The sequence below is a fragment of the Methylomicrobium agile genome (assembly GCF_000733855.1).
Taxonomy (GTDB): Bacteria; Pseudomonadota; Gammaproteobacteria; order Methylococcales; family Methylomonadaceae; genus Methylomicrobium; species Methylomicrobium agile.
On the sequence record NZ_JPOJ01000001.1, the window covers coordinates 1938178 to 1961246 of the forward strand.

Annotated in this window: 18 protein-coding genes and 1 pseudogene; 15 read left to right on the forward strand and 4 right to left on the reverse strand. The window is 59.6% G+C overall.

The window, feature by feature from the left end; genetic code table 11:
• Positions 1-133: 133 nt before the first annotated feature.
• From CC94_RS0109235 to CC94_RS0109305, 12 genes and pseudogenes are all read left to right on the forward strand, one after another.
• Positions 134-1087 carry an SMP-30/gluconolactonase/LRE family protein gene (locus tag CC94_RS0109235; RefSeq protein WP_005369171.1) on the forward strand — a complete coding sequence of 318 codons (954 nt, stop codon included), beginning with the start codon at positions 134-136 and terminating at the stop codon, positions 1085-1087.
• Between the two features lie 981 nt (positions 1088-2068).
• Entirely contained in the window at positions 2069-2527 is a 459-nt protein-coding gene (locus CC94_RS0109245) for a rhodanese-like domain-containing protein (protein ID WP_005369173.1), read from the forward strand.
• 111 nt (positions 2528-2638) lie between these two features.
• Entirely contained in the window at positions 2639-4978 is a 2340-nt protein-coding gene (locus CC94_RS0109250) for a DUF1549 and DUF1553 domain-containing protein (protein ID WP_005369174.1), read from the forward strand.
• Between the two features lie 26 nt (positions 4979-5004).
• Entirely contained in the window at positions 5005-6477 is a 1473-nt protein-coding gene (locus tag CC94_RS0109255) for a DUF1501 domain-containing protein (protein ID WP_005369175.1), read from the forward strand.
• 137 nt (positions 6478-6614) lie between these two features.
• Positions 6615-6989 (forward strand): hypothetical protein, encoded by a 375-nt coding sequence (locus CC94_RS0109265; protein WP_157203411.1) that lies wholly within the window; start codon positions 6615-6617, stop codon positions 6987-6989.
• Between the two features lie 13 nt (positions 6990-7002).
• A complete protein-coding gene (locus CC94_RS0109270; protein ID WP_031430583.1) occupies positions 7003-7590 on the forward strand; it encodes a peroxiredoxin in 588 nt (195 codons plus the stop codon).
• Positions 7591-7593: 3 nt separating this feature from the next.
• Complete coding sequence (locus tag CC94_RS0109275) at positions 7594-8259, forward strand: c-type cytochrome (RefSeq protein WP_005369179.1); 666 nt, start codon at positions 7594-7596, stop codon at positions 8257-8259.
• Between the two features lie 30 nt (positions 8260-8289).
• Positions 8290-9912: a PepSY domain-containing protein gene (locus CC94_RS0109280; RefSeq protein ID WP_005369180.1), complete on the forward strand. Its 1623-nt coding sequence runs from the start codon at positions 8290-8292 to the stop codon at positions 9910-9912.
• Positions 9913-9999: 87 nt separating this feature from the next.
• The gene (locus CC94_RS0109285; protein ID WP_005369181.1) at positions 10000-10215 is read left to right on the forward strand and encodes a Sec-independent protein translocase subunit TatA; all 216 of its coding nucleotides are present in this window, start codon (positions 10000-10002) and stop codon (positions 10213-10215) included.
• A 7-nt stretch (positions 10216-10222) separates the two neighbouring features.
• Complete coding sequence (gene tatB, locus CC94_RS0109290; protein ID WP_005369182.1) at positions 10223-10534, forward strand: Sec-independent protein translocase protein TatB; 312 nt, start codon at positions 10223-10225, stop codon at positions 10532-10534.
• Positions 10535-10771: 237 nt separating this feature from the next.
• Positions 10772-11854 (forward strand): sigma-54 interaction domain-containing protein, encoded by a 1083-nt coding sequence (locus CC94_RS0109300; protein WP_005369183.1) that lies wholly within the window; start codon positions 10772-10774, stop codon positions 11852-11854.
• A gap of 348 nt (positions 11855-12202) precedes the next feature.
• Positions 12203-12361 (forward strand): annotated as a pseudogene (locus CC94_RS0109305) (transposase); the annotation flags it as partial.
• A 68-nt stretch (positions 12362-12429) separates the two neighbouring features.
• Here CC94_RS0109305 and CC94_RS0109310 read toward each other — a convergent pair.
• The 4 genes from CC94_RS0109310 to CC94_RS0109325 form a co-directional block, all read right to left on the reverse strand.
• A complete protein-coding gene (locus tag CC94_RS0109310; RefSeq protein ID WP_005369185.1) occupies positions 12430-13293 on the reverse strand; it encodes a hypothetical protein in 864 nt (287 codons plus the stop codon).
• Positions 13294-13629: 336 nt separating this feature from the next.
• Positions 13630-14409: a methyltransferase gene (locus CC94_RS0109315; RefSeq protein WP_005369186.1), complete on the reverse strand. Its 780-nt coding sequence runs from the start codon at positions 14407-14409 to the stop codon at positions 13630-13632.
• Between the two features lie 257 nt (positions 14410-14666).
• Positions 14667-16790: a sensor histidine kinase, YfiR-like protein-associated gene (locus CC94_RS22280; protein ID WP_005369187.1), complete on the reverse strand. Its 2124-nt coding sequence runs from the start codon at positions 16788-16790 to the stop codon at positions 14667-14669.
• 5 nt (positions 16791-16795) lie between these two features.
• Positions 16796-17602 (reverse strand): YfiR family protein, encoded by an 807-nt coding sequence (locus CC94_RS0109325; protein WP_031430591.1) that lies wholly within the window; start codon positions 17600-17602, stop codon positions 16796-16798.
• Positions 17603-18174: 572 nt separating this feature from the next.
• Between CC94_RS0109325 and gyrA the strand changes: the two genes are divergently transcribed.
• The 3 genes from gyrA to pheA are packed head-to-tail and all read left to right on the forward strand — an operon-like array spanning position 18175 to position 22983.
• On the forward strand, positions 18175-20781 hold the full coding sequence (gene gyrA, locus CC94_RS0109330) for a DNA gyrase subunit A (protein ID WP_005369189.1): 2607 nt from the start codon (positions 18175-18177) through the stop codon (positions 20779-20781).
• Positions 20782-20783: 2 nt separating this feature from the next.
• Positions 20784-21863 (forward strand): 3-phosphoserine/phosphohydroxythreonine transaminase, encoded by a 1080-nt coding sequence (serC, locus tag CC94_RS0109335; protein WP_005369190.1) that lies wholly within the window; start codon positions 20784-20786, stop codon positions 21861-21863.
• Positions 21864-21897: 34 nt separating this feature from the next.
• A complete protein-coding gene (gene pheA, locus CC94_RS0109340) occupies positions 21898-22983 on the forward strand; it encodes a prephenate dehydratase (RefSeq protein ID WP_031430593.1) in 1086 nt (361 codons plus the stop codon).
• The last annotated feature ends 86 nt before the right edge of the window (positions 22984-23069 follow it).

Consider the following 23069-nt stretch of genomic DNA (forward strand, 5'->3'; position numbering starts at 1 on the left):
ACAATCGCCGAATACGCTTCGCTTATCCGGCCTACGGGAATCCTTAGATTTAACGGTCTTGCGGAAGAAGGGGACTTTATTCAGCGTTTCCTTGAGCTTGAGACTAAACGTAATGCAATTTCAGGAGAATTTCATGTTATTCAAATCAATTTCCGCGTTAGGGATTTTATTCGCTGCAACTGCCGTGCAGGCCGACGATCCGGTCACGCCGGCGATACCGGGCGTCGCGGCCGGCGGGGTGGTGATCGAACTGATCAAGGACGGCTTCAAGGGCACCGAAGGGCCGATCGCGCATCCCGACGGCAGCCTGTTGTTTACCGAAACGCAGGCCAACAACATCGTGCGCATCGCTCCCGACGACAAGGTGTCGGTGTTTTTGAAAAACTCCAACGGGTCCAACGGACTGGCCTGGACGCCGGAAGGCGAACTCGTTGCGGTGCAGGTGGCGAAAACCCAGGTCGGCGTTGTCTACCCCGTCAACAAGAAAAAGACCCTGGCCGAAAAATTCGAAGGCGCGGCATTCCAGCGCCCGAACGATCTGGTGCGCGCCAGCAACGGCGGCATTTATTTTACCGACAGCGGCACGCGGCCGACGAAGGAACAGCCCAATCCGCCGCCGTCGCATCCGGGCGTGTTTTACATTAGCCCGTCCGGCGAATTGAAGCGGCTGGCCAACGATATCGAACGGCCCAACGGCATTCAATTGAGCAAGGACGAAAAAGTGCTGTATGTCGCCAATACGCCCGGCGAACATATCCTCGCCTACGATATCGCCGCCGACGGATCGATCGGGAATCGGCGCAACTTCGCCAAGCTGGAAGGCTGGAAGCAAGGCGAAGATAAAACCTGGTCCAGCGGCGCCGATGGTTTGGCTCTGGATGATGAGGACCGGCTGTATGTGGCATCGAATGCCGGCGTCGAGGTGTTCGACGCCAAGGGCGCGGCGCTGGGCGTGATTCCGATTCCGAATAAGCCGCAGAATCTGGCCTTCGCGGGTAAGGACAAGAAAATCCTGTATGTGGTCGGGCGCGGCGCCGCCTACAAAATCCCGCTGCTGGTGCAAGGCATCGGCAGCCGGGCGAAGTAAGCCGCCGGTATCCCTTCGTTTTAGTCCCGTAGTGTGCTCCTGACGGGTCAAGGATTGATTCCTTGGCCCGTTTTTTTTGTTGACTGCAGGTTTCGGGATGATCTTGCGAATGCCTGAAGGATGCATGGCGATAAGTTACACCGTTTGCCGGTATCTCTATCTGAAGCGGGGGAGCCGTGCAATACCATGAAGTCATGGATGTTGCGTAGACCGGGTAAGTCAAGCGCACTTGTGCTCTTTGGGGTATCCGGCGATTGCGTGGCGGATGCGCTTCGCTTATCCACCCTACACCCATCCTACGACCCTACATTCTTACAGTCGTACCCATCCTACGGCTCTTGTAGCGCTTGTAGGGCGGATTCGCCGTCAGGCTCCGCCATTGCTTTGAAGCCTGCTGGCGTTTTGTTATCGCGAAAACGCCCTACAGCTCTGGAGGCGATCAAGTGGGTATAGCGTTGTGGGAGCGACGCTTTCGTCGCGATGCTCGATGGCCGTTGATATTGAAAACCTTATGGCGGAACCGCTAGACCCCTTATGGCGGAACCGCTGGCGCGTTCCGCCCTACCCATTCTGCATTCTTGCAAGTCGTACCCATCCCACGACCCTTGTGAGCGGATTCGCCGAAGGCAATCCGCCATCAGGATGGCAAATGGTGTTTTGCTATCGCGAAAACACCCTACGGTTCTGCAATTTTCGGTGAGCCGGTCTGCGCTAAGGTCTTGCTAGCCGAGCAGCAGCCGGTGTTGTACGGCTGTTGGTATTTCATCAGCGAGAAAATGGGAGAGAGTTCCGGATTCTCTTCCGCATTGCTCACGTTCCGGAAATCAAGCAAAAAATCCTTATGAATCATTCGTAAAGACGGTTTTTTCCGATGCGTCGGAAAATCGACCGGTTCTGGCATACATGTTGCTTCGTGCTCTGAGTGCAATATGAGCCCCGCGTATCGACGGATGCGTTTTACGAAAATAAAGAGAAGAAACCATGATCAAAAATACCGCAAATACCCTTCTGCTGGCGATGATGCTGGTCGCTCCGCTCGGTTTGGCCGACGCGGCGGAACATGGCGGCAAGCCCGCGCCGGCCGCCAAGCCTTACCTTTACAAAACCCCGAAACTTAATCGCGCTCAATTCGATGTGCTGTTGGCCAAGCCGGAAGAATTGCTGATTATCGACGTGCGCCGTCCCGATGAAGTCAGCAAGATCGGCGGCTTTCCGGTTTATCTGAGCGTTCAGGCCAAACAGCTGGACGCGGCGCTGCCTTTCATTCCCAAGGAAAGATCCATCGTGACCGTTTCGAATCACGCCGGCCGCGCGGGTGCCGCAGGCGATTTCCTGGCCGATAAAGGCTTCAAGGTGGTCGGGGCGGTAGGGTCGCAGAATTATGAAGAGGAAGGTGGAAAAGTTACGCGAATCGAGCCGGTGCAGAAAAAAGCCAAGTAGCCGCGCGATAAACGCAGCGTGACGAATAACTGAGTACGGTTGCTGCCAGCGCCGCCGTTCGGGACGGTGAAATCGAGAGAATTTCATCTCCGCTTGTTTTGGAGTAGGTCAATGAAAAGAAAATTATCTTATGTGCTTTTTTGGGGGATTTCGGTGGCGTTGAGCATCGATGCCCCAACGGCGGACGATACCCCGGCGGCCGGCAAGGAAAATGCGCCGGCAGTAAAGTCCAAGTCGAAACTGTGGTCGTATCAGCCGGTGCAAGCGCCGGTGTTTCCGCCGGTCAAGCAGCAGGGCTGGGTTAGAACGCCGATCGACAACTATATTCTGGCGCAACTGGAAGCCAAGGGGCTGCAGCCGTCCAAGGACATCGACCGCGCCGCGTTTATCCGCCGCGCGACGCTGGATGTCTGGGGCGTGATTCCGACTCCGGAAGAAGTCGACGCGTTCGTGAACGACAAGTCCGACAACGCGTACGAGAAGCTGGTCGACCGCCTGCTGGCTTCCCCGAAATACGGCGAGCGCCAGGGGCGTAAATGGCTGGATCTGGCCCGCTACGCGGACAGCACCGGCTTCCAGAACGACAACGACCGGCTGAACATGTGGCGCTACCGCGATTACGTGATCAATGCGTTCAATCAGGACAAATCTTACGACCGTTTCATCCAGGAGCAGTTGGCGGGCGACGAGTTATGGCCGGGAGACGAGCAGGCTTTAATTGCGACCGGCTTCATGGCGCAGTTCCCGGACAATGCGAACTCGCGCGACCTGGTGCAGCGCAAATACCAGATCACCACCGATATTACCGATACGGTCGGCAAGGTGGTGCTGGGCCAGACGGTCGAGTGCGCGCGCTGCCATAACCACAAATTCGACAAGATTAGCCAGAAGGATTATTTCTCGCTGCAGGCGTTTTTCGCGAACGTGGCGCCGGTCGACAACATTCCGGCCAGGAAGGGCGACGTCGAGCGCGATTACGAAAAACAGTACGCCAAGTGGGAAGAAGCCACCAAAGAGATTCGCGCCAAGCAGAAAGCGATCATCGACACGCATCGCGAAGAGGCGCTGAAGTATCACAAGGAACGTTATCTGACCGACTCGCGGGAAGCGATCTTCAAGCCGAAAGAAAAACGGAACGCGCAGGACCGCTGGATCAACCATCGCCTGGCCAATGTGACCGACGAGCGCAGCATGCAGTCCTTCTTCCAGGAGAAAGGCGAGAGTACCGATCCGAAAACCTACGACAAAAAGATCGCGGCACAATGGGCGGAGTTGGATAAATTACAAAAAGAGCTCAGAAAATTCAACGATTTGAAGCCGGCCACCAGCTCCGACACGATTTCGGCGATGACCGAGCTGGGCCATCCCGATGCGCCGCCGAGCTATGTCTATGCGGTCGGCGACCACGAAAAGCCGCAAGAAGAGGTACAGCCTGCGTTTCCGGCCGCGATCACCGACGAGAAGCCGGACATCAAGCCGCTGCCGTTCTCGTCCGGGCGCCGCGCCGCGCTGGTCAAGTGGCTGACCAGTCCGACCAACCCGCTGACCGCGCGCGTTTATGTCAATCGGGTCTGGGATCAATATTTCGGCAGAGGCATCGTGGCAACGGTCAGCGATTTCGGCAAGGCCGGCGAAAAGCCGACCCATCCGGAACTGCTCGACTATCTGGCCGGCAAGTTCGTGAAGGACGGCTGGAGCGTCAAGAAACTGCACCGCGAAATCCTGCTGTCGAGCGTCTACCGGCAGTCTTCCGACTACCGCGAGGATGTCCAGAAAGCCGATGCCGAAAATAAATTCTTGGCGGTGTTCCCGCGCAAACGCCTGGAAGCCGAGCAGGTGCGGGATTCCTTGCTGGTGGCGGCCGCCAAGCTGGAGGATAAGGTCGGCGGCCCCAGCGTGTACCCGCCGTTGCCGAAAGTGATCAACACCAACGGCGGCAATTTCGCGAACGATCCGGCCTGGCGTACTTCGAAGGACGCTCACGACCACAACCGCCGCAGCCTGTACGTGTTTACGCGCCGCAGCATCCCGTACCCGATCCTGGATTCGTTCAACATGGCCTCGCCGCAGGAAGCGCACAGCAAGCGCGAGGTGACCACCACCCCGTTGCAGGCGTTGACCTTGTTCAACAGCGAACTGATTTTCGACTGGTCGAAGGCGCTGGCCGGCCGGGTCATCAACGAAGGCGGCAAGGACGAAGCCGCGCGTATCGACCGCTTGTATCAGATCCTGTTCGCCCGCCATGCGGACGATGCCGAAAAACAAGCGCTGCTGACATTCCTGAAGGAACAGGAAGGCGTGATCCGCGAAAAAGCCGCGGACGGCAAGTTCGAGATCAATATCCCGACCGGCCTGAAGGACAAGAAGCTGGACGATCCGATCCGGGCGGCGGCGTTCGTGGATTTGGTACACGCGGTGGCCAATTCGAACGAGTTCATTTACCGGTTTTAAAAAATTATTATTCAGAGGCTTACATTATGAAAAACAAATCGCGTCGAGATTTTTTGATTAAAACCGGCTACGGATTGGGGGGCTTGGGTGGACTGGCCGTGACCGGCCTGATTCCGGGGGGCGGGGTGATCGCCAGTGCGCTGGCCGACGATGCCGGCCTGCAGGCGCTGGCCGGCGCCAATCCGCTGGCATCGAAAGCGCCGCATTTCCCGGCCAAGGCCAAGACCGTAATCTGGCTGCACATGGCCGGCGCGCCGAGCACGCTGGACCTGTACGACTACAAACCGGAGCTGGTCAAACGGGCCGGAACCGGCATACCGGCGTCGTTCCTGCAAGGAATTAAAACTAGCACCCAGGGCGGCATCACCAAACTGATCGCGACCAAGCGCACCTGGAAGCAGTACGGGCAGAGCGGCGCCTGGTTCTCGGATTGGCTGCCGAATCTGGCCGAGCATGCGGACGATCTGGCCTTCATCAAGTCCAGCGTCACGATCGGCGCGACCCATGACATTTCGATCATGAAGCTGAACTCCGGCGGCCTGAACCCCGGCCGGCCGACGCTGGGCGCTTGGGTGCAGTATGCGCTGGGTTCGGCGAACCCGAACCTGCCGGCCTATGTGGTGCTCTACAACGACAAGCGCGAGCCGAGAGGCGGCGTCACCAACTGGGAGTCGGGCTTTCTGCCGGCGGTTTATCAGGGCACCCCGTTCCGTCCAGGCAACTCGCCGATTCTGCACCTGAACAACCCGGAATATCTGGCCACGGCCGAAAAACGCCATGCGCTGGACTTGCTGAAACGGTTGAACGAAAAGCACGGTTCGCGCTATCCCGAGGACACCGAACTGAAGGCCCGCACCGAATCCTACGAGCTGGCTTACCGGATGCAGGAAACCGCGCCGGAAGCGGTCGACTACAGCAAGGAATCCGATGCAACCAAAGAATTGTACGGACTCAACGACGAGCTGACCAAGCCGTACGGCGAACTGCTGCTGCGCGCCCGGCGTCTGGCCGAGCGCGGCGTGCGCTTCATCCAGGTGGTTTCCGGCCCGACCGACATCAAGGGCGACAGCCGTGACTGGGACGCGCACCAGAACATCGAAGACAATCACGGCAAGCATACCAAGATCGTCGACAAGCCGATCGCGGGCTTGCTGAAGGATTTGAAGGAGAAGGGCCTGCTGGACTCGACGCTGGTCGTATGGACCTCCGAGTTCGGCCGCACGCCATGGAGCGAATCGGGCGACGGCCGCGACCACAATCCCTGGGGTTACACCCAATGGATCGCGGGCGGCGGCATCAAGGCGGGCTACACCCATGGCGGCACCGACGAACTCGGCGTGCAGGCGCTGAAGGGGACCGAGGTCGATACCTACGACCTGCATGCAACGGTCTTGAACCAGTTGGGGCTCGATCACCTGAAGCTGATCTACAAGTACCAGGGCCGTTCCGAACGGCCGACCGTGGTTTACGGCAAGGTGGTCAAAGAACTGATCGCCTGAGGATGCTGCCATGAAAGCGCTTGCGCTGCCGGTCGATCAAGGCCGGTTCGGCCTTCGGGTTGAGCCGGCGGCCGGCAAGCGCGGCAAGGATTACAGGGATACCGGGATGAGGACTGTTTTTTAAGATGCGAAATGCAATGATTTTAGGCGCGATCTTGTTCGCGTCGGCGACCGGCAACGCGTCGGCCGAAAGCGATTTCGACTTCGAGGAATTGATGAACGATGTCGAAACCAAGACGCAGGAAGTGCAGAACAATATAGCGGCGAAGGATTTCGCCACTGCCGGCAAGGAAGCGGAGGAACTGAAACAGGCGTTCAAGCTGGTCGAAGGCTACTTCGCCGACCGCGGCGATGCGGCCGATGCGGTCGCCAATGCGCAGGATTACCAGAAAAAGGCGCAAGCGATTCAGGATGCGCTGAGCGCCGGCGATGCCGCCAAGGCGGCCGATACCGCCGCCGATTTTTCCAAACAATGCCGCGGCGCCTGCCACGACAAGTATAAACCTTTGTAAAAACGGAATGATGATGAAACATTTATTTCTAACAATCCTGCTTTCCCATCTGCTTGCCTTGCCGGCATTTGCGGTCCTGCCCGAAGGCCATCCGGCCCCCGCTGTGCAGGCGCAAGCCTCGCTGGCCGGCAAAGCCTTCGATTATTCACTGCAGGAGGCGCTGCAGAAGGGCCTCGTGGTGGTGTATTTCTTCCCTTCGGCCTATACCGGCGGCTGCAACATTCAGGCGCACGGTTTCGCGGTGGATCACGATAAATTCGCCGCCGCCGGAGCCACTATCGTCGGCGTCTCGCTGGACAGCATCGAACGGCTGAATTCGTTTTCCGCCGATCCTCAATATTGCGCCGGCAAGTTTCCGGTGGTCGCGGATGTCGACGGCAGCATCGCGAAAGCCTTCGACGTGGCGGTCCGGGATCCGTCGCCCGGCAAGACCGATACGCGCGGGGACGAAATTACGCACGGCTTCGCCGAGCGGGCGACCTTCATCATTACTCCCGACGGCAAAATCGCCGCCACGGTCGGCGGCCTGAAACCGAAAGAAAATGTCGCCAAGGCCCTGGAAATCGTGCAGCAACTGAAAGCAGGGCGGAAGGCGATCTGAAGGATGGCGTTTTCGCAATGGATGGCCGCGGGGTTGCTCTTGGCGTTTTCATCAATCGGCGCAAGCGCGGCCGGGCTTGGCGGTGAAGGCTTGCCTTCGCGCGCCGGTAACGGCGATCCCGTGGCGGGCAGGGAAAAGGCCGACTCCGGCCGCTGCCTGGAATGCCACGGCGATGACGGCAACAGCGGCGACTCCAGGATTCCGAATCATGCCGGCCAATATGCCGGCTATCTGGTCAAGCAACTCCATGATTTTCAAACCGGCGCGCGGCAGCATGCGGTGATGTCGGTGATGGCGGAAGATCTGGACGCGGCCGACATGGCCGACATTGCGGCCTATTTCGCCGCTCAACAGCCGATGCAGGGCCGCGACGGCAGCGGCAAGCGCGCCGCGCCCGGCCTGTTTCTGCACGGCGATGCCGGCCGCGGCATTCCGGCCTGCGCCGACTGCCACGGCCGGCACGGGGAGGGCCGGGCGGGCGAGGACGGCACGCTTTATCCGCTGATCGGCGGCCAGCGCAAGGTGTATTTGCGCGCCCAGTTGACTGCCTGGAAGCTGGGCGAACGCAAAAACAGCCCCGACGGCGTGATGAACCGGATCGCCGCGTCTTTGAGCGACGATGAATTCGAGGCGTTGGTCGATTATCTGTCGGGGCTCCGGCCTCCCTAGTTTTAACGAATGAAGTTTAGGATCACAGCAATGAAATTTTTGAACTGGCTGCTCTACGAAGTTCACCGTTGGCTTGGAATTGCGTTGGCCGTGTTCATGTTCGCGTGGTTTTTGACCGGCATCGCGATCATGTATTCGACGCCGGCCACGCAAAGCCGAATCCAGCAATTGGCCCACGCCGAAGCCTTGGCGCCGCAGCCAGGCTGGCTGAGCCTGGGCGAGACCTGGGAACGCAGCGCCGCGCAGCGTCGAGCGGCGGCGGCCGAACGTCGGGTCGAAGCGCCCGGCGACGCCGATGCGGCAGACAAACAACCGGCCGTGCCTCCGGCGATCGCCGATGCCCGCCTGCTCAGAATAGCCGGCGCGCCGGTCTGGCTGGTCGAGGATACGCAAGGGATGCGTTTTGCGTTGTCGGCCAACGACGGCTCGCTGCGCGAGACTTCGGCCGAGCAGGCTTTGCAGATCGCCGGGGACTGGTTTAAAGCCGGGGACGCGGCGCCGCCCGCGCTGCGTTACCTGGCGTCGGTCGAGAAAACGATCATCCTGCGCAATCAGGATACTTTACGCCCGTTTCATCATATCGCCGCCGAGGACGGCAGGGAACTGCTGATTTCCGCGCGCACCGGCGAGGTGTTGCACGCCTCGACCCGTCTGGAGCGGGCGTTTTATTGGAGCGGCAACTGGCTGCATCTTCTCAAGCCCCTGGAAGCGGTCGGCCTCGGCGAATACCGCCACGCCATCCAGTTGGGGCTGGGCCTGTTCGCGACGGTCGCCTCCTTGACCGGGCTGATCATCGGCTGGCTGCGCTGGCGGCCGGGGTTCGGCGGCAAGCCGACCTATTCGCAGGGCCGCACGCAGCCTTACCGCGAATTCTGGGCCAAATGGCATTTCTGGAGCGGGCTGCTCGGCGGCACCGCCGCGCTGTGCTGGGCTTTCAGCGGTTTTCTCGATACCAATCCGGGAAAATGGTTTACCGAGGCGAATTACAGTCAGGCGGAATTGAGCCGTTTCCTGGGCGGCGGCGAATTGCCGGCGGCAATGCGCGACTGGCGGTCGGGACCTTCGCTCGCGTCGGCAGAGGGCGGCGCCGAAATCGTCGGCCTGAACTGGCGGCGCCTGGGCGGCGAAGCGATATTGCTGGCGGAAACCCGCGAGGGCGGGCGCCTGCCGCTGACAGGGAGCGGCGGCGGCTTCGGCGAGGCCGCTGTCAAGGCGGCCGTACAGCGCCTGGCCGGCGAAACGAAAGTCACGAGTATCGAAACGTTGCTCGATTACGACAGTTATTATTACCCCCGGCATCATCAAGACCTGAAGGACAGGCCTTTGCCGGTGTATTTGGCGAAACTCGCCGACGACAGCGGCACGTTGATCTATCTCGATCCGCAGGACGGCCGCCTGATCGGCAAATTCGACCGCAGCCGCCGCGTTTTCCGCTGGCTGTATTCGGCATTGCACCACTGGGATTTCGGCTGGCTGTATTACCGGCCGATCTGGGACGTCTGGATGCTGGTCTGGATTTCGTTCGGTCTGGTGCTCGGGGCCAGCTCGCTGGTGATCGGCTGGCGGCGGCTGAAAAAGTCTTTCGCGCCGAAAAAACAGGCCGTCCCGCGGGCGGTGCAAGCCGCGAAGCTGAAGGCGGAGAACGCGGTTTGACGGCATATCTTTATCGTGAAACCTGCCAGGTTTTGAAAACCCGGCAGGTCTAAAACTGAAACTATATAAATGATTTGGAGAGTAAACATGGGCTTTAGCATTCCCCATCTGTTGATGGTATTGGCGATTGCGATTCTGGTTTTCGGCACCCGGCGCCTGAAGCATGCCGGTTCCGACCTGGGCGAGGCGATCAAAGGGTTTCGGAACGCGGTCAGAGAAAGCGAGAACTCTCAGACCCTGATTCATCGAGGCGGTGGAGCCTTGGAGGCCGAGATCGCCGAACCGCAAAAATCCAAGGTTTGATCCGAACGTGTTCGAAATCGGCTTATCGGAATTAATGATGGTCGGCCTGGTCGCGCTGGTCGTGATCGGCCCGGAAAAACTGCCCGCGGTGGCGCGGCATGCGGGCTTCTGGCTGGGCAAGTCCCGGCGGACGATCGCGGCGGTCAAGGCGGAAATGCAGCGCGAATTACAGGCCGAGGAATTGCGGCGGCAGTGGGCCGCCGGAGAGCTGCAAAGTGCGCTGGACGACGGCAGGGCGGCGGCGATGGAAATCGATGCCGCGATGGACGCTCTGGCGGAGTCGGCGGCCGGACGTGATGCGCCTACACCGTCATCCTGAGCGCTCTTGAATAGCGGCATGCTCAATGCGAAGCATGGGCACGGCCTTATGCCGGAAATGCATTTGTAATTCGAATAATATCGTTTTTAAGCAGACGACAGAAACCCTATCATACAATCAAAACGGGTTTGAACGACGACTGGACGACCGGAGGTTTCGTTTCGCCCTTTATGAAAATTTTATCGATGAAAGCATTTTTCGGGAGCATGCCCCGATTCCAGCTAAAGAGGGACTCTGATGACATTACTGGCTTTTGACGAACTGCAGTCGCGCTCGCAGTCGCTTTCGCTCCGGGCGACGGCAATGGTTTTCGAAGACCCCGTTTCCCGCCGCCTGCTCGAACAGATCGAACGGATTGCGCCCAGCGACGCCACCGTATTGATCATCGGCGAAACCGGCACCGGCAAGGAACTGGTCGCCCGCCACATTCACTCCCTCAGCCGGCGCAGCCGGAACACTTTCGGCGCCTTGAACTGCGCGGCATTGAGCGAAAACCTGATCGAAAGCGAATTGTTCGGCCACGAAAAAGGCGCTTTCACCGGCGCGTTGGCGGGCAAGGACGGCTGGTTCAAGATTGCCGACAAAGGTACCCTGTTCCTCGACGAGGTCGGCGACTTGCCGCTGGGCCTGCAGGCCAAGCTGCTCAGGGTTCTGCAGGAGCGCGAGGTGGTCAGGGTCGGTTCCCGCCAGGCCGTGCCGGTGGATGTCAGGATCATCGCCGCCACCAACGTGAATCTGGAGGAAGCGGTGGCGGCCTCGCATTTCCGCGCCGACTTGTATTACCGGTTCAATGTCGCCACGATTCATCTGTCGCCGCTGCGCGATCGGCCCGGCGATATTCTGCCGCTGGCCCGGCACTTTCTGAAAATTTACGGCGACCGTCTGAGCTACGGCGAGATCAATCTGTTGCCTGCCGCCGAGCAGTTATTGTTGAACTACGACTGGCCGGGCAACATCCGCGAGCTGGAAAACGCGATTCACCGCTCGCTGTTGGTCTGCCCCGGCAATCGCCTCCGGCCCGAAGATTTCAAGCTGTCCGGCGTCCGCGCCGTCGATGCTACACCCGCGATATCGATCACTTCTTTGGAGAATGCGCTGCTGCGCCTCTGCGAACAAGCGCCGCCCCAGTTATACGATCTGATCGAGGAAACGGTGATCCGCACCGCGTTCGAGTTCTGCGAGGAAAACCAGGTGCAGACCGCCAAGCTGTTGAACATCAGCCGTAACGTGTTGCGGCATAAACTGGCGGTATACGGCATGTTGCCGAACGGCCAGAAAAAAACCGCCGACGGCGGGATAGCCGCGGTGGCGCTGGCTTAGGATGTGGCTAAAAATCATTTTCCGGCATGCTGCCCCGATCGTTTTCACCGCGGCGCGCGTTCTCGTAGGGCGGCAACGGGGCGGAGGCGTTTTTTAAACACAAGTGTAGGGTACGCTGTGCGTACCATTGGGGATGAAAAGGTACGCACAGCGTACCCTACAACTACAACGCATGCCGGACGGGATATTTATTCCGTCCGTAACGTTTGAAGACAGGGCCGTAGGATGTGGTGAGGAACGAACCGCATCGTTTGCGATTGGCATCGTTCGCGATTGATGCGGTTCCTATCGTCACCACATCCTATGACCCTCCAGATGACGCGGCATATTTCCGTGAACATCAAAGATGGCTTTGCCGTGTTGCCTGAACGTTGGGGGGTGGAGCGGACTTTTGCCTGGCTTGGACAGTTTCGGCTTTTCGCCAAGGATTTTGAAGTCCTCGCCGCCACCGCTGAAAGCGGGGTACGGATTGCCATGATCACATTAATCCTTGCAAAATGCTTGTGATGTTTTGCAAGACAGCTTCTAAATCCCGTCCCGCTCAGTTTCCGACGACAACGATCCCGGACGCTTCATCATGCGTATAACGGCGCCTCGGTTTTTTCCCAGCCTAAATACGGGGTGCCGTAAAAGTCTCCTTCGACCAGCTCGAAACCCGTGTTCTGCGCCAGCGCACTGCCTTTGATCTGGGTCACGTTCGCCAGCAGGCTTTGCCCGCCGATCGAGCGGACCAGCGCATTCCATTGGCTCAGTTTCTCGATCATTCCGGCTTCGCGTATCCGGTCCAGCGAATTGGCCGACAGGCTGACGAAATTCGGTTCCAATGCCTGAATGAGCTGGTTGGCTTGCCGGCCGAGCGCGGCATAGTCGAATTTCAGCGCGATTCGATAGCCGCGGCTCCGGTAATTTTCCAGGCCTTGGTTCAACTGCTGCTGAAAACGCGCATAGGCGGGACTGACCGGCACCGTAATCGCCACGTTGCGGGTTTCCAGTCCGCAGCGGACGATGATTTCCTCGAAATAGACGCCGTGATTTTCCCTCACGCCGAGAATATGCCGCGGATCGACATCCAGAAACAAGGCGTCGGTCTCCGACTGCGCCGGCAGCAAGAGATAATTCAGCATGTGGACGGTCCGCGACAGCCTGTCGAAATTCAGGATCGACAGCGTATCGATCGAGGGAGACAACGGGTGCTTCAGCAAATGCTCGATGTCGTCTCCGTATAAAGGTTCCGCCGGACTGTTGGTCAGCACCTGTCCAGCGCAGTATCCGGCGATCCGCGACGGATTTTCGGTCGCCCGGACCGGCGACAGCCGGCTGCCGATCTGAATCGGGCCGAATAAACCGTGAACGACGCCGTTATTGAAGACGAACGGCCGCGAATTGCCGTGAAATCCCAATCGGTCGTTGAAGTGTTCGACTAACTGCTGTAATGGCATGGTATGCAAGCCCTAAATAAAACGCGCGGGAAAATGACCCATGATTAACGATAACCGATAGGTTAGGGCATTCGGCGGGCGAAAGGAAACGATAGTTTTAGAAATCCATATCTAAATCGATAATAACCTGATCACTGCGTAGAGAGAGCGGTAGGGCGTTTTCGCGATAGCAAAACGCCAATCCGTAATCCGTAAGGCGGAACCGGCTCTGCCGGGTTCCGCCGCAGGATGACGGATCGCTGAGTGTAACGGCGGATCGCCTGTCGGCATCCGCCCTACAAGAGCTTTCACGGTAAAAAGGTCGGCAAAGAGGGGGCCGGCCCGTAATCCAAGAGGTCATCCCGGATTGTGCGTGCGCTGCGCCACCAGGTGAACGTAGCGCCCCATGTCCCGGTAGGTGGGCATCCGGCAATAACGGTATTCCAGCTCGAACAGTTCGGCCGGATCGCTGTTTTTCAGGGCCTCTTTGTCGAGATAGTCGTGGAATACCCGAATGCCGGTATGCGCCATGATCTTGAATCCCCACGTTTCGAGCTGTTCGAGAATTTTGTGCGGATATTGCGGATTGGGCGGGGTCAGCTTGTCGCCCTTGCCGAGATAGCTGTCGTCCAACAGGTGCCTGAGACGCCAGCCGCCTTTCAGCGCATTGGTGTAAACCATCGCGTTCCGGTTGTAGAACAGCAACGACAGGTAGCCTCCCGTTGCGACCCGGTCGGCGATGATCTGCAGCGTCGGGATCGGCTCCGCCAGCCATTCCAGCAGCGCATGGCACAGAACCAAGTCGAAGCGGGGCAGTTCGGGTGCCAGCGCCTGCGCCGCCCGGTGGTGGAACTGGGCTTCCAGCCTCTGGCTCAGGAAAAGTTGTTCGGCGCGGGCCAGCATTTTTTCGGACAGATCGCACAGCGTCAGCCGGTGCCCTTTTTCGGCCAGTTCCGCGCTGATTTGCGCGAAGCCGCAGCCGGCGTCCCAAACGGTGAGCGGCTCGGGGTAGCGGTAGAAGGGATCGAGATCCTCTTTCAGCAGCTTGAGGCGCCAGTCGCCCTTTGCGGTCGCATAGATTTTCTTCTCGAATCGCTCGATCAGTTTATCGAAATTTTTGTCCTGTTTGAGTTTCATGGCCGCTCGCCGTTTGCCGTCTTCGGCGGGGCTGCCGAAGCGCGGCCTTTAGCTTATCAAATCCGCACGCGGTGCACACCCGCCTGTCAGGCGGCTTTGATCGAGGATGTGGCTAAAAATAATCTCCCGGCATGCCGCTGATCGCTCCTCATTTGTAGGTACGCCGTGCGTACCTGAGGGGCAAGGTACGCACAGCGTACCCTACAGAGGTTCCTCGGGCAGGGGAGCAAGCCGGCAGAGCGACAAAGCGCGCGTTGTCACTCCGGTTCGGAGCTTTCTTTACCGAAAGGAGGCGATTGCAGCCGCTGCGCGATATCCCGATTGTTCAGCATTTGCGCGATCCGCCCGCAGGGGACCGGCTGTCCGAACAAGAACCCCTGCACGGCGTCGCAGCCGTAGCGCTTGACGTAATCGTACTGGAGCCGGGTCTCGACGCCTTCGGCCACGACTTTCAGATTCAGGTTGTGAGCCATGGCGATGATGGTCCGCACGAGCGTTTCGTCGTCGGGGTCCTGGCCCAGGTCGCGTACGAACGATTGGTCGATTTTCAGGGTGTGCAGCGGCAACTGTTTCAGCCGGCTCAGCGAAGAGTAGGCGGTGCCGAAATCGTCGATGCTGACCTCGATGCCGAGCTCCCTGACCCATTCCAGGACTTTCCGGGCGTTGGCGTTGCCGGGCCCGAACAGGCTTTCGGTAATCTCCAGTTCGAGTTTGACGCCCGGAAAGCCCGTGCGCCGGAGGATGCCGGAAATCACCAAGTGCAGGTCTTCCCGGATAAACTGCGCGGGAGACAGGTTCACGGCCAGGCGGATATCCTTGTCGGCCTGAGTGCACCAGGGCCGCATTTCGCGGCAGGCGGTTTCGAGAACCCACTCGTCGATCGAGGCAATCAGGCCGCATTCCTCGGCCAGCGGGATGAATTCCGCGGGCGCAATGGGCCCTTCTTCGGGGTCGTCCCAGCGCACCAGGGCTTCGAAGCCGACAATCTCCAGACTGACCGTCTCGCGCCGGGATTGATAGAGGATGCTCAATCCGCCTTCGCGGATGGCTTGTTTTAATTTGGTTTCCAGCGCCAGGCGGCGTTCGGCGCGGGCGTTCATGTCGGCCGAAAAGAAAGTGTACTGGTTGCCGCCGCGGTCCTTGGAACGGTACATGGCGGTGTCGGCGTTCTTGACGATCGTCTCGGCGCGGCTGCCGTCCTCCGGGAACAGGCTGACTCCGATGCTGGCCGTTACATGCAGGCTGTAGCCGTCCACCTGGATCGGCTCGGCGATCGCGGCGGTGATTTTCATCGCCACCTCGGACGCATCGGTTTCCTGGCGGGGCTGCGGCAACAGCACCGCAAATTCGTCGCCGCCGAGGCGGGCCAGCGTGTCGCTGCTTCGCAAGCAGGCTTTCAGCCGTTGCGCCACCTGGATTAGAAGCTTGTCTCCGACGGCGTGGCCCAAGGTATCGTTGATAATCTTGAAGCGGTCCAGGTCGAGGAACATCACCGCGATGCGCCGGCCTTCGCGCTTGGCCTGGCTGGCCGCCAGGCGAAGATGGTCGTCGAAGGTGACGCGGTTGGACAGGCCGGTCAGCGTATCATGGTAGGCTTGGTGCTCCAGTTGCCGCGTCAATTCGGTCAGCTCCCGGGTGCGCGCGCGCACCTTTTCTTCCAGCTCGTTGCGCGCCTTCTGCAGTTCGATGTCGCGCAGTTGAATCTGGCTCAGCATGCCGTTGAAGTCGTCGACCAGCGCGCCGATCTCGTCGGCGGACAGTTTTTCGGCACGCAGGCTGTAATCCTGTGACTCGGACACGCGCCGGGCCGTCCGGGCGAGTTTCAGGATCGGCTCGGATACGAGCCGCTGGAGCCGGCTGGAAAACAGTACGGCAATCAGGAGCGACAGCGAAAACACGCCGGCGCCGATGGCCAGCTCCCGCAACTGCCGGTGTTTCCATCCGCTGAGGTCCGAGATCAGCATGACGCTGCCGATGCGATCGCCGTCGAAAACGATCGGCGAAACGGCGAACAGATTGCCGTTGACGATTCCCGAATCCTGTTCCGGCACGATGGCCGGAACGCTTCCGGTTTCTCGCGTGTAATGCGCAAATAGCCGGCCTTGAGCCGAGAACAGGGCCGCGCCGACGATATCCGGTTCTTTCTTCAGGCTCGACAGCGTATCGAGCGCCGCGTCCGGATCGCCGAATGCCAAGGCCGCCACGGTATTGAAGCCGATGATATCGGCCTGGGTGCGGAGTCTGTCGAACATTGCATGGCGCAACGACAGGAGATCGTTTACGGCGAAGCCGAAGACCGATAACAGCAGGGCGCAGCTGCTGGTCAGCAGCAGCAGGCGCATCAGTTTTTTTCTCAGCGAGGTTTTGCCTGTGATAATCATAAGCTTCAGGTTCCGTCGCCGACGATTTTGGCTAGTTTGAGCAGATTGGAGCTCATCCGGAGGCCGGTCCTGCGCGCCTTGGCCAGATTGATTTCGAAGCCGATCCTCGCCGCGTTGCGCACCAGCGTTATCAGGGCGGGCCGATGCGGGGAAGGGAGATCGGTGTCCGTCAGATCGGCGATCGTCAGCAGGGGGCGGTTCGGGGCTTGCCGGGACTCTTCGCTGAAGTGCCGCATTTCATCCGGCCCGACCAGCAGGATGCGGCAGGAATCGCTTTGTGCCAGCGACCGGATCAGGCCGATCTGTAAGGGACGCCCGTTTACGATTTTTCCTTCGATGGTCCGGATCGCTTCGCCGAAGGGATTGCTTCGATACAGGCACAGCAGCAGCGGGGTTACCTGCTGTTCGGGGGCTTCCTTCGGCCAGGAAACGAAACGCGCGATGTTCAGAACGAATGACGCTTTTATTCGCCCGGCGCGGTCGGTTTCCGTTTCCGCTTCTGCGAGCGGAGGCCATAAGGCGGCGAGCAAGGCTCCGGTCATTGCGTAACGCCGGATCCACCCCGGTTTGGGTAGGGGCTGCAGGCTGTCTCTAGCGGTTTTTGCCCGTCTTCCGATCCAGGGCCGCAACTCCATGTGATGCAACCCCCACTTTCCGGCCGCGGCGTTCCGAGCCGAATGGTTAAAAACCGCGTAATCCTTGCCACTGACGTTGGGGACGGCCAACAGCGGCCCGGTTTCGGGAGGATTCAGGAAGCATTTGCTGAAATGAAAGCGACGTTCGAAATCCATATCGATGGCCTCGGTATGCATTCAGTTGAGTTCCAATGCGCATGCGCGCGCCGCATCAGGCGATTGAAGCCGGTAACCGTGCCGCCTGCCAGGACCGCGCATCCCGTTGCGTTCATTATATCCCAGAGCCCGCCTTTGGTTTTCTATTTCGTATTCACGGTATTGGCTCAGAGCTGTAGAACTGTAGGGCGTTTTCGCGACAGCAAAACGCCAATGGCCTTCAAAGCGAGGCGGATTGCCTGGCGGCGAATCCGCCCAGCTCTATTTCGTATTCACGGGTTACCTCTGTAATAAACATCCGCCCGTTCCAACAAGTTGGCGGTTTCGTCTAGTTCGGGTGATGCGGGGAATTATCTGAAAAATGGGGCCTGCCGGATTACGTTTTTCCCTCCCGTATCCTGCCGCTTGCCTTCCTCTGAACCGTTCATAAACTTCGACTCGGAAAGCGAAATTTGCTACAATGCCTGAGTTAACCACCGATTCAACCTGATCTTTCCGCAGCACATCGCCGGCGTGCCTGGGAAGGAGTGTAGGAACCAGCAATGGCCGGTCAGCGCTGATAGCGTAGCGGCTTTGCTTAGAATAAAACAGCCATGTCGAACTACGCGAAAGAAATCATTCCTGTCAATCTCGAAGACGAGATGCGCCAGTCCTATCTCGATTACGCGATGAGCGTGATCGTCGGGCGCGCCTTGCCGGATGTCAGGGACGGCCTGAAGCCGGTGCATCGGCGCGTGCTGTATGCGATGAGCGAGCTCGGCAACGACTGGAACAAGCCCTATAAAAAGTCCGCGCGTGTGGTCGGCGACGTGATCGGTAAATACCACCCGCACGGCGACACCGCGGTTTACGACACGATCGTGCGGATGGCGCAGCCGTTTTCGATGCGCTACATGCTGATCGACGGCCAGGGCAACTTCGGTTCGGTTGACGGCGATTCCCCGGCGGCGATGCGTTACACCGAAGTCCGGATGGCGAAAATCTCGCACGAACTGCTCGCCGACCTCGACAAGGAAACGGTCGATTTCATTCCGAACTACGACGAATCCGAGTCCGAGCCGAAAGTGCTGCCGACCCGGATTCCGGCGCTCCTGATCAACGGGTCGTCCGGCATCGCGGTCGGGATGGCGACCAATATTCCGCCGCACAATCTGAACGAAACGGTCGGCGCCTGCCTGGCGCTGATCGACCATCCCGAAGCCACGATCCTCGAACTGATGGAGCACCTGCCGGGCCCCGATTTCCCGACCGCCGGCATCATCAACGGCGCCTCCGGCATCTACAGCGCCTACACGACCGGCCGCGGCAAGATCTACCTGCGCGCGCGCTGCCATTTCGAGGACATCGGCGACAGCAACCGGCAGGCGATTATCGCCACCGAGCTGCCTTATCAGGTCAACAAGGCGACCCTGCAGATGAAGATCGCCGAACTGGTCAAGGAAGGCAGGATCGAAGGCATTTCAGCGATCCGCGACGAGTCCGACAAGGACGGCATGCGTCTGGTCATCGAACTGCGCCGCGGCGAAATGCCCGAGGTCGTGCTGAACAATCTGTACAAACAGACCCAGTTCCAGAGCGTGTTCGGAATCAACATGGTCGCGCTGCTCGACGGCCGTCCGCACCTGTTGAATCTGAAAGAGATTCTGAACGCGTTCATCGACCACCGCCGCGAAATCGTCACCCGCCGGACGATCTACAACCTGCGCAAGGCGCGGGAGCGGGCGCATATCCTGGAAGGTCTCGCGGTCGCGCTGGCGAACATCGACGAGATGATCGAGCTGATCAAGAACTCGGCGAGCCCTGCGGTGGCGAGGGAAGGCTTGCTGGCCAGAACCTGGAACAGCGGTTTGGTGACTTCGCTGCTCGAACGCGCCGATGCCGACCGGTCGCGTCCGGAAGACCTGCCGCCCGGCTTCGGGATCGCGGGCGGCAGGTACCGTCTTTCCGAGGCGCAGGCGCAGGCGATTCTCGACTTGCGGCTGCACCGCCTGACCGGGCTCGAACAGGACAAGATCATCGATGAATACAAGGAACTCCTGCGGCGGATCGACGAATACCTGGAAATTCTGGGTAGCGATATCCGCCTGATGGAGGTCGTTAGGGAGGAGCTGGTCGAGATCCGGGACAATTACCGCGACGAGCGCCGCACCGAAATCATTCACGACCGCCTGGATCTGTCCGAAGAGGATCTGATCACCGAAGAAGACATGGTCGTCACGATGTCGCACGCAGGCTACGTGAAGGCCCAGCCGCTCAGCGATTACAAGGCGCAGCGGCGCGGCGGCCGCGGCAAGCTGGCGACCGCGACCAAGGAGGAAGATTTTGTCGACAAGCTGATCGTCGCCAACAGCCACGATACGATCCTGTGTTTTTCCTCGCTCGGCAAGGCCTATTGGCTGAAAGTCTATCAACTGCCGATCGCCAGCCGCACCTCGCGCGGCAAGCCGTTCGTGAACCTGTTGCCTCTGGAGCAGGGCGAAAAGATCAACGCGATGCTGCCGGTCCGGGAGTTCAGCGAGAACAAATACATTTTCATGGCGACCACGGCGGGCACGGTCAAGAAGACGCCGCTGATCGAGTTCGAGCGCCAGCGTACCGGCGGCAAGATTGCGATCGATCTGCAGGAAGGCGACAGGCTGGTCGGCTGCGCGATCACCGACGGTAGCCAGAACGTCCTGCTGTTCAGCAGCGACGGCAAAGCCGTCTGCTTCAACGAAACCGACGTCAGGCCGATGGGTAGGAATGCGGCCGGTGTGCGCGGAATGCGCCTGGCGGAAGGCCAACAGGTCATTTCGCTGATCATCGGCACCGAGGGCACGGTCCTGAACATCACCGAAAACGGCTATGGCAAGCGGACCCGGCTCGAAGAGTTCCCTTGCCACAACCGCGGCGGCCAAGGCGTGATCGCGATCCAGACTTCGGCGCGCAACGGCGCGGTCGTAGGCGCGGTGCTGGTCAACGCGCACGACGAAATCATGCTGATCACCGACGGCGGCACGCTGGTGCGCACGCCGGTGGACGGCATTTCGGTGCTCAGCCGGAATACCCAGGGCGTCACGATCATCCGTCTGGACAAAAAGGAAAAAGTGATCGGCGTCGACCGGATCGAGGGGTTGGGCGGCGAAGAGGAAGACGACATCGAACAAGAAGGCGCACCGGAGAACGGTGCGGACAACGAAGCGGAATCAGGAGAAGAGTGATTATGTCACGAGTTTACAATTTTAGCGCCGGCCCTTCGGCGCTGCCGGAAGAAGTGCTGAACCAGGCGCGGGAAGAAATGCTCGAATGGCGCGACAGCGGCATGTCGGTGATGGAAATGAGCCATCGCGGCAAGTTTTTCTCAATCATCGCCGATGAACTGGAACAGGATCTTCGCGAGCTGATGGCGGTCCCGGAAAACTACAAGGTACTCTTCCTGCAGGGCGGCGCGACCGCGCAGTTTTCGATGATCCCGCAAAATCTGCTGCGCGGCAAGACCAAGGCCTGTTACGTGAACACCGGCGCCTGGTCCGAAAAGGCCATCAAGGACGCGGGCAACTACTGCGAGGCGGTGCTCAGCGCGAGTTCCGAAGATACCCGATTCACCACGATCCCCGATGTCGCCGGCTGGCGCGTCGACCCGGATGCGGCTTATCTGCACTATACCTCGAACGAAACGATCCACGGCGTCGAATTCCAGTCGATCCCGGATAGCAAGGGGTTGACTCTGGTGTCCGACATGTCGTCGAACATCCTGTCGCGGCCTGTCGACATCGGCAAATTCGGTCTGATCTATGCGGGCACCCAGAAAAACATGGGACCGGCCGGCGTCACCGTGGTGATCGTGCGCGACGATCTGATCGGACATGCGCCGAAATCCGTGCCGCAGGTCTTCAATTATGCGGATCAGGCCAAGAACGGCTCGATGCTGAATACGCCGGCGACCTACAACTGGTATCTGGTCGGCCTGGTCTTGAAATGGCTGAAGGCGCAGGGCGGCGTCGCCGCGATCGAACAGCGCAATATCGCGAAGAGCCGGCTGCTTTACGATCTGGTCGACAAATCGTCGCTGTACCGGAATCCGGTCGAAGTGCCTTACCGTTCGCGGATGAACGTGCCGTTCATTCTGGTCGACGACGCGCTCGACAAGCCGTTCCTGGCCGCGGCGGAAGCGAACGGCCTGTTCGAACTGAAAGGCCACCGTTCGGTCGGCGGCATGCGTGCGAGCATTTATAATGCGATGCCGGAAGCCGGCGTGAAGGCGCTGTGCGAATTCATGGCCGAATTCGAAAGAACGCATTAAGCCGCCACTGCGAGGCGAAGTGTTTATGTCGTCCATCCCGTCCGTCAGGCCGCTTGCGGAAATCAGAACCGAAATCGACGCGATCGATGCCGAGATCCTGCGCCTGATCAACCGGCGCGCGCAGTGCGCCGAAGAGGTCGCGAAAGCCAAGATCGCCGACGGCGAACAGGGCACCTTTTACCGGCCGGACCGCGAGGCGATGGTGCTGAGAAGGATCAAGGACTTGAATCGGGGGCCGCTCCCGGACCCGACCGCGATGCGCTTCTTTCGCGAGCTGATGTCCGCCTGTCTCGCGCTCGAAAAGCCGCTTGAAGTCGCTTTTTTGGGACCTGAGGGCACTTTTTCCCAGCAGGCGGTGTTCAAGCATTTCGGCTCCTCCGTAAATACCCAGCCGGTTGCGGCGATCAGTGACGTATTCAATGCGGTCGAACTGGACAAATGCCATTTCGGCGTGGTGCCGGTCGAAAACTCGACCGAAGGCGTGATCAACCACACGCTGGACCGCTTCTTGATGTCGCCGCTCAGAATCTGCGGTGAGGTCGAGGTCCGGGTTCATCAAAACTTGATGGGCCATGCCGCCTCCCTGTCCGAGATTCGCGAGATTTTTTCTCATCAGCAATCGCTGGCGCAGTGCCGGCTTTGGCTCGACCGGCACCTGCCGCAGGTGAAGGTGACAGCGGTCAGCAGCAATGCCGAAGCCGCGCGGCTGGCGTCGCTGGACAAGCATGCCGCCGCGATCGCGGGCGTGGCGGCTGCCGAGGTTTACCAATTGCCGGTACTTGAAACCAGTATCGAAGACCAGGCGAACAATACGACCCGCTTCATCGTGATCGGCAAACAGGATTCCGCCCCGACCGGCAAGGACAAGACCTCGCTGGTGTTTTCGACCGGCAACCAGCCGGGCGCGCTGTATAAAGCCCTGGAATCGTTCGCGAAATTCGGTATCGGAATGGTGAATATCGAATCCCGCCCGTCGCGGCAGGAGCTGTGGGAATATGTGTTTTTCATCGATATCGACGGGCATGGCGCGGACCCGAAAGTCGCCGAAGCGTTGGGTCTGCTGAGAGCGAATGTGAACATGCTCAAGCTGCTCGGCTCCTATCCGAAGGCCGTACTTTGATGATTTGACGAGGGTATGAGCGAAGCGCGTCCGCTCCGCCTGCCGGCCCTGCGTGCCGCTTGAGTTTTTGAATTTCCTTGCTGCGA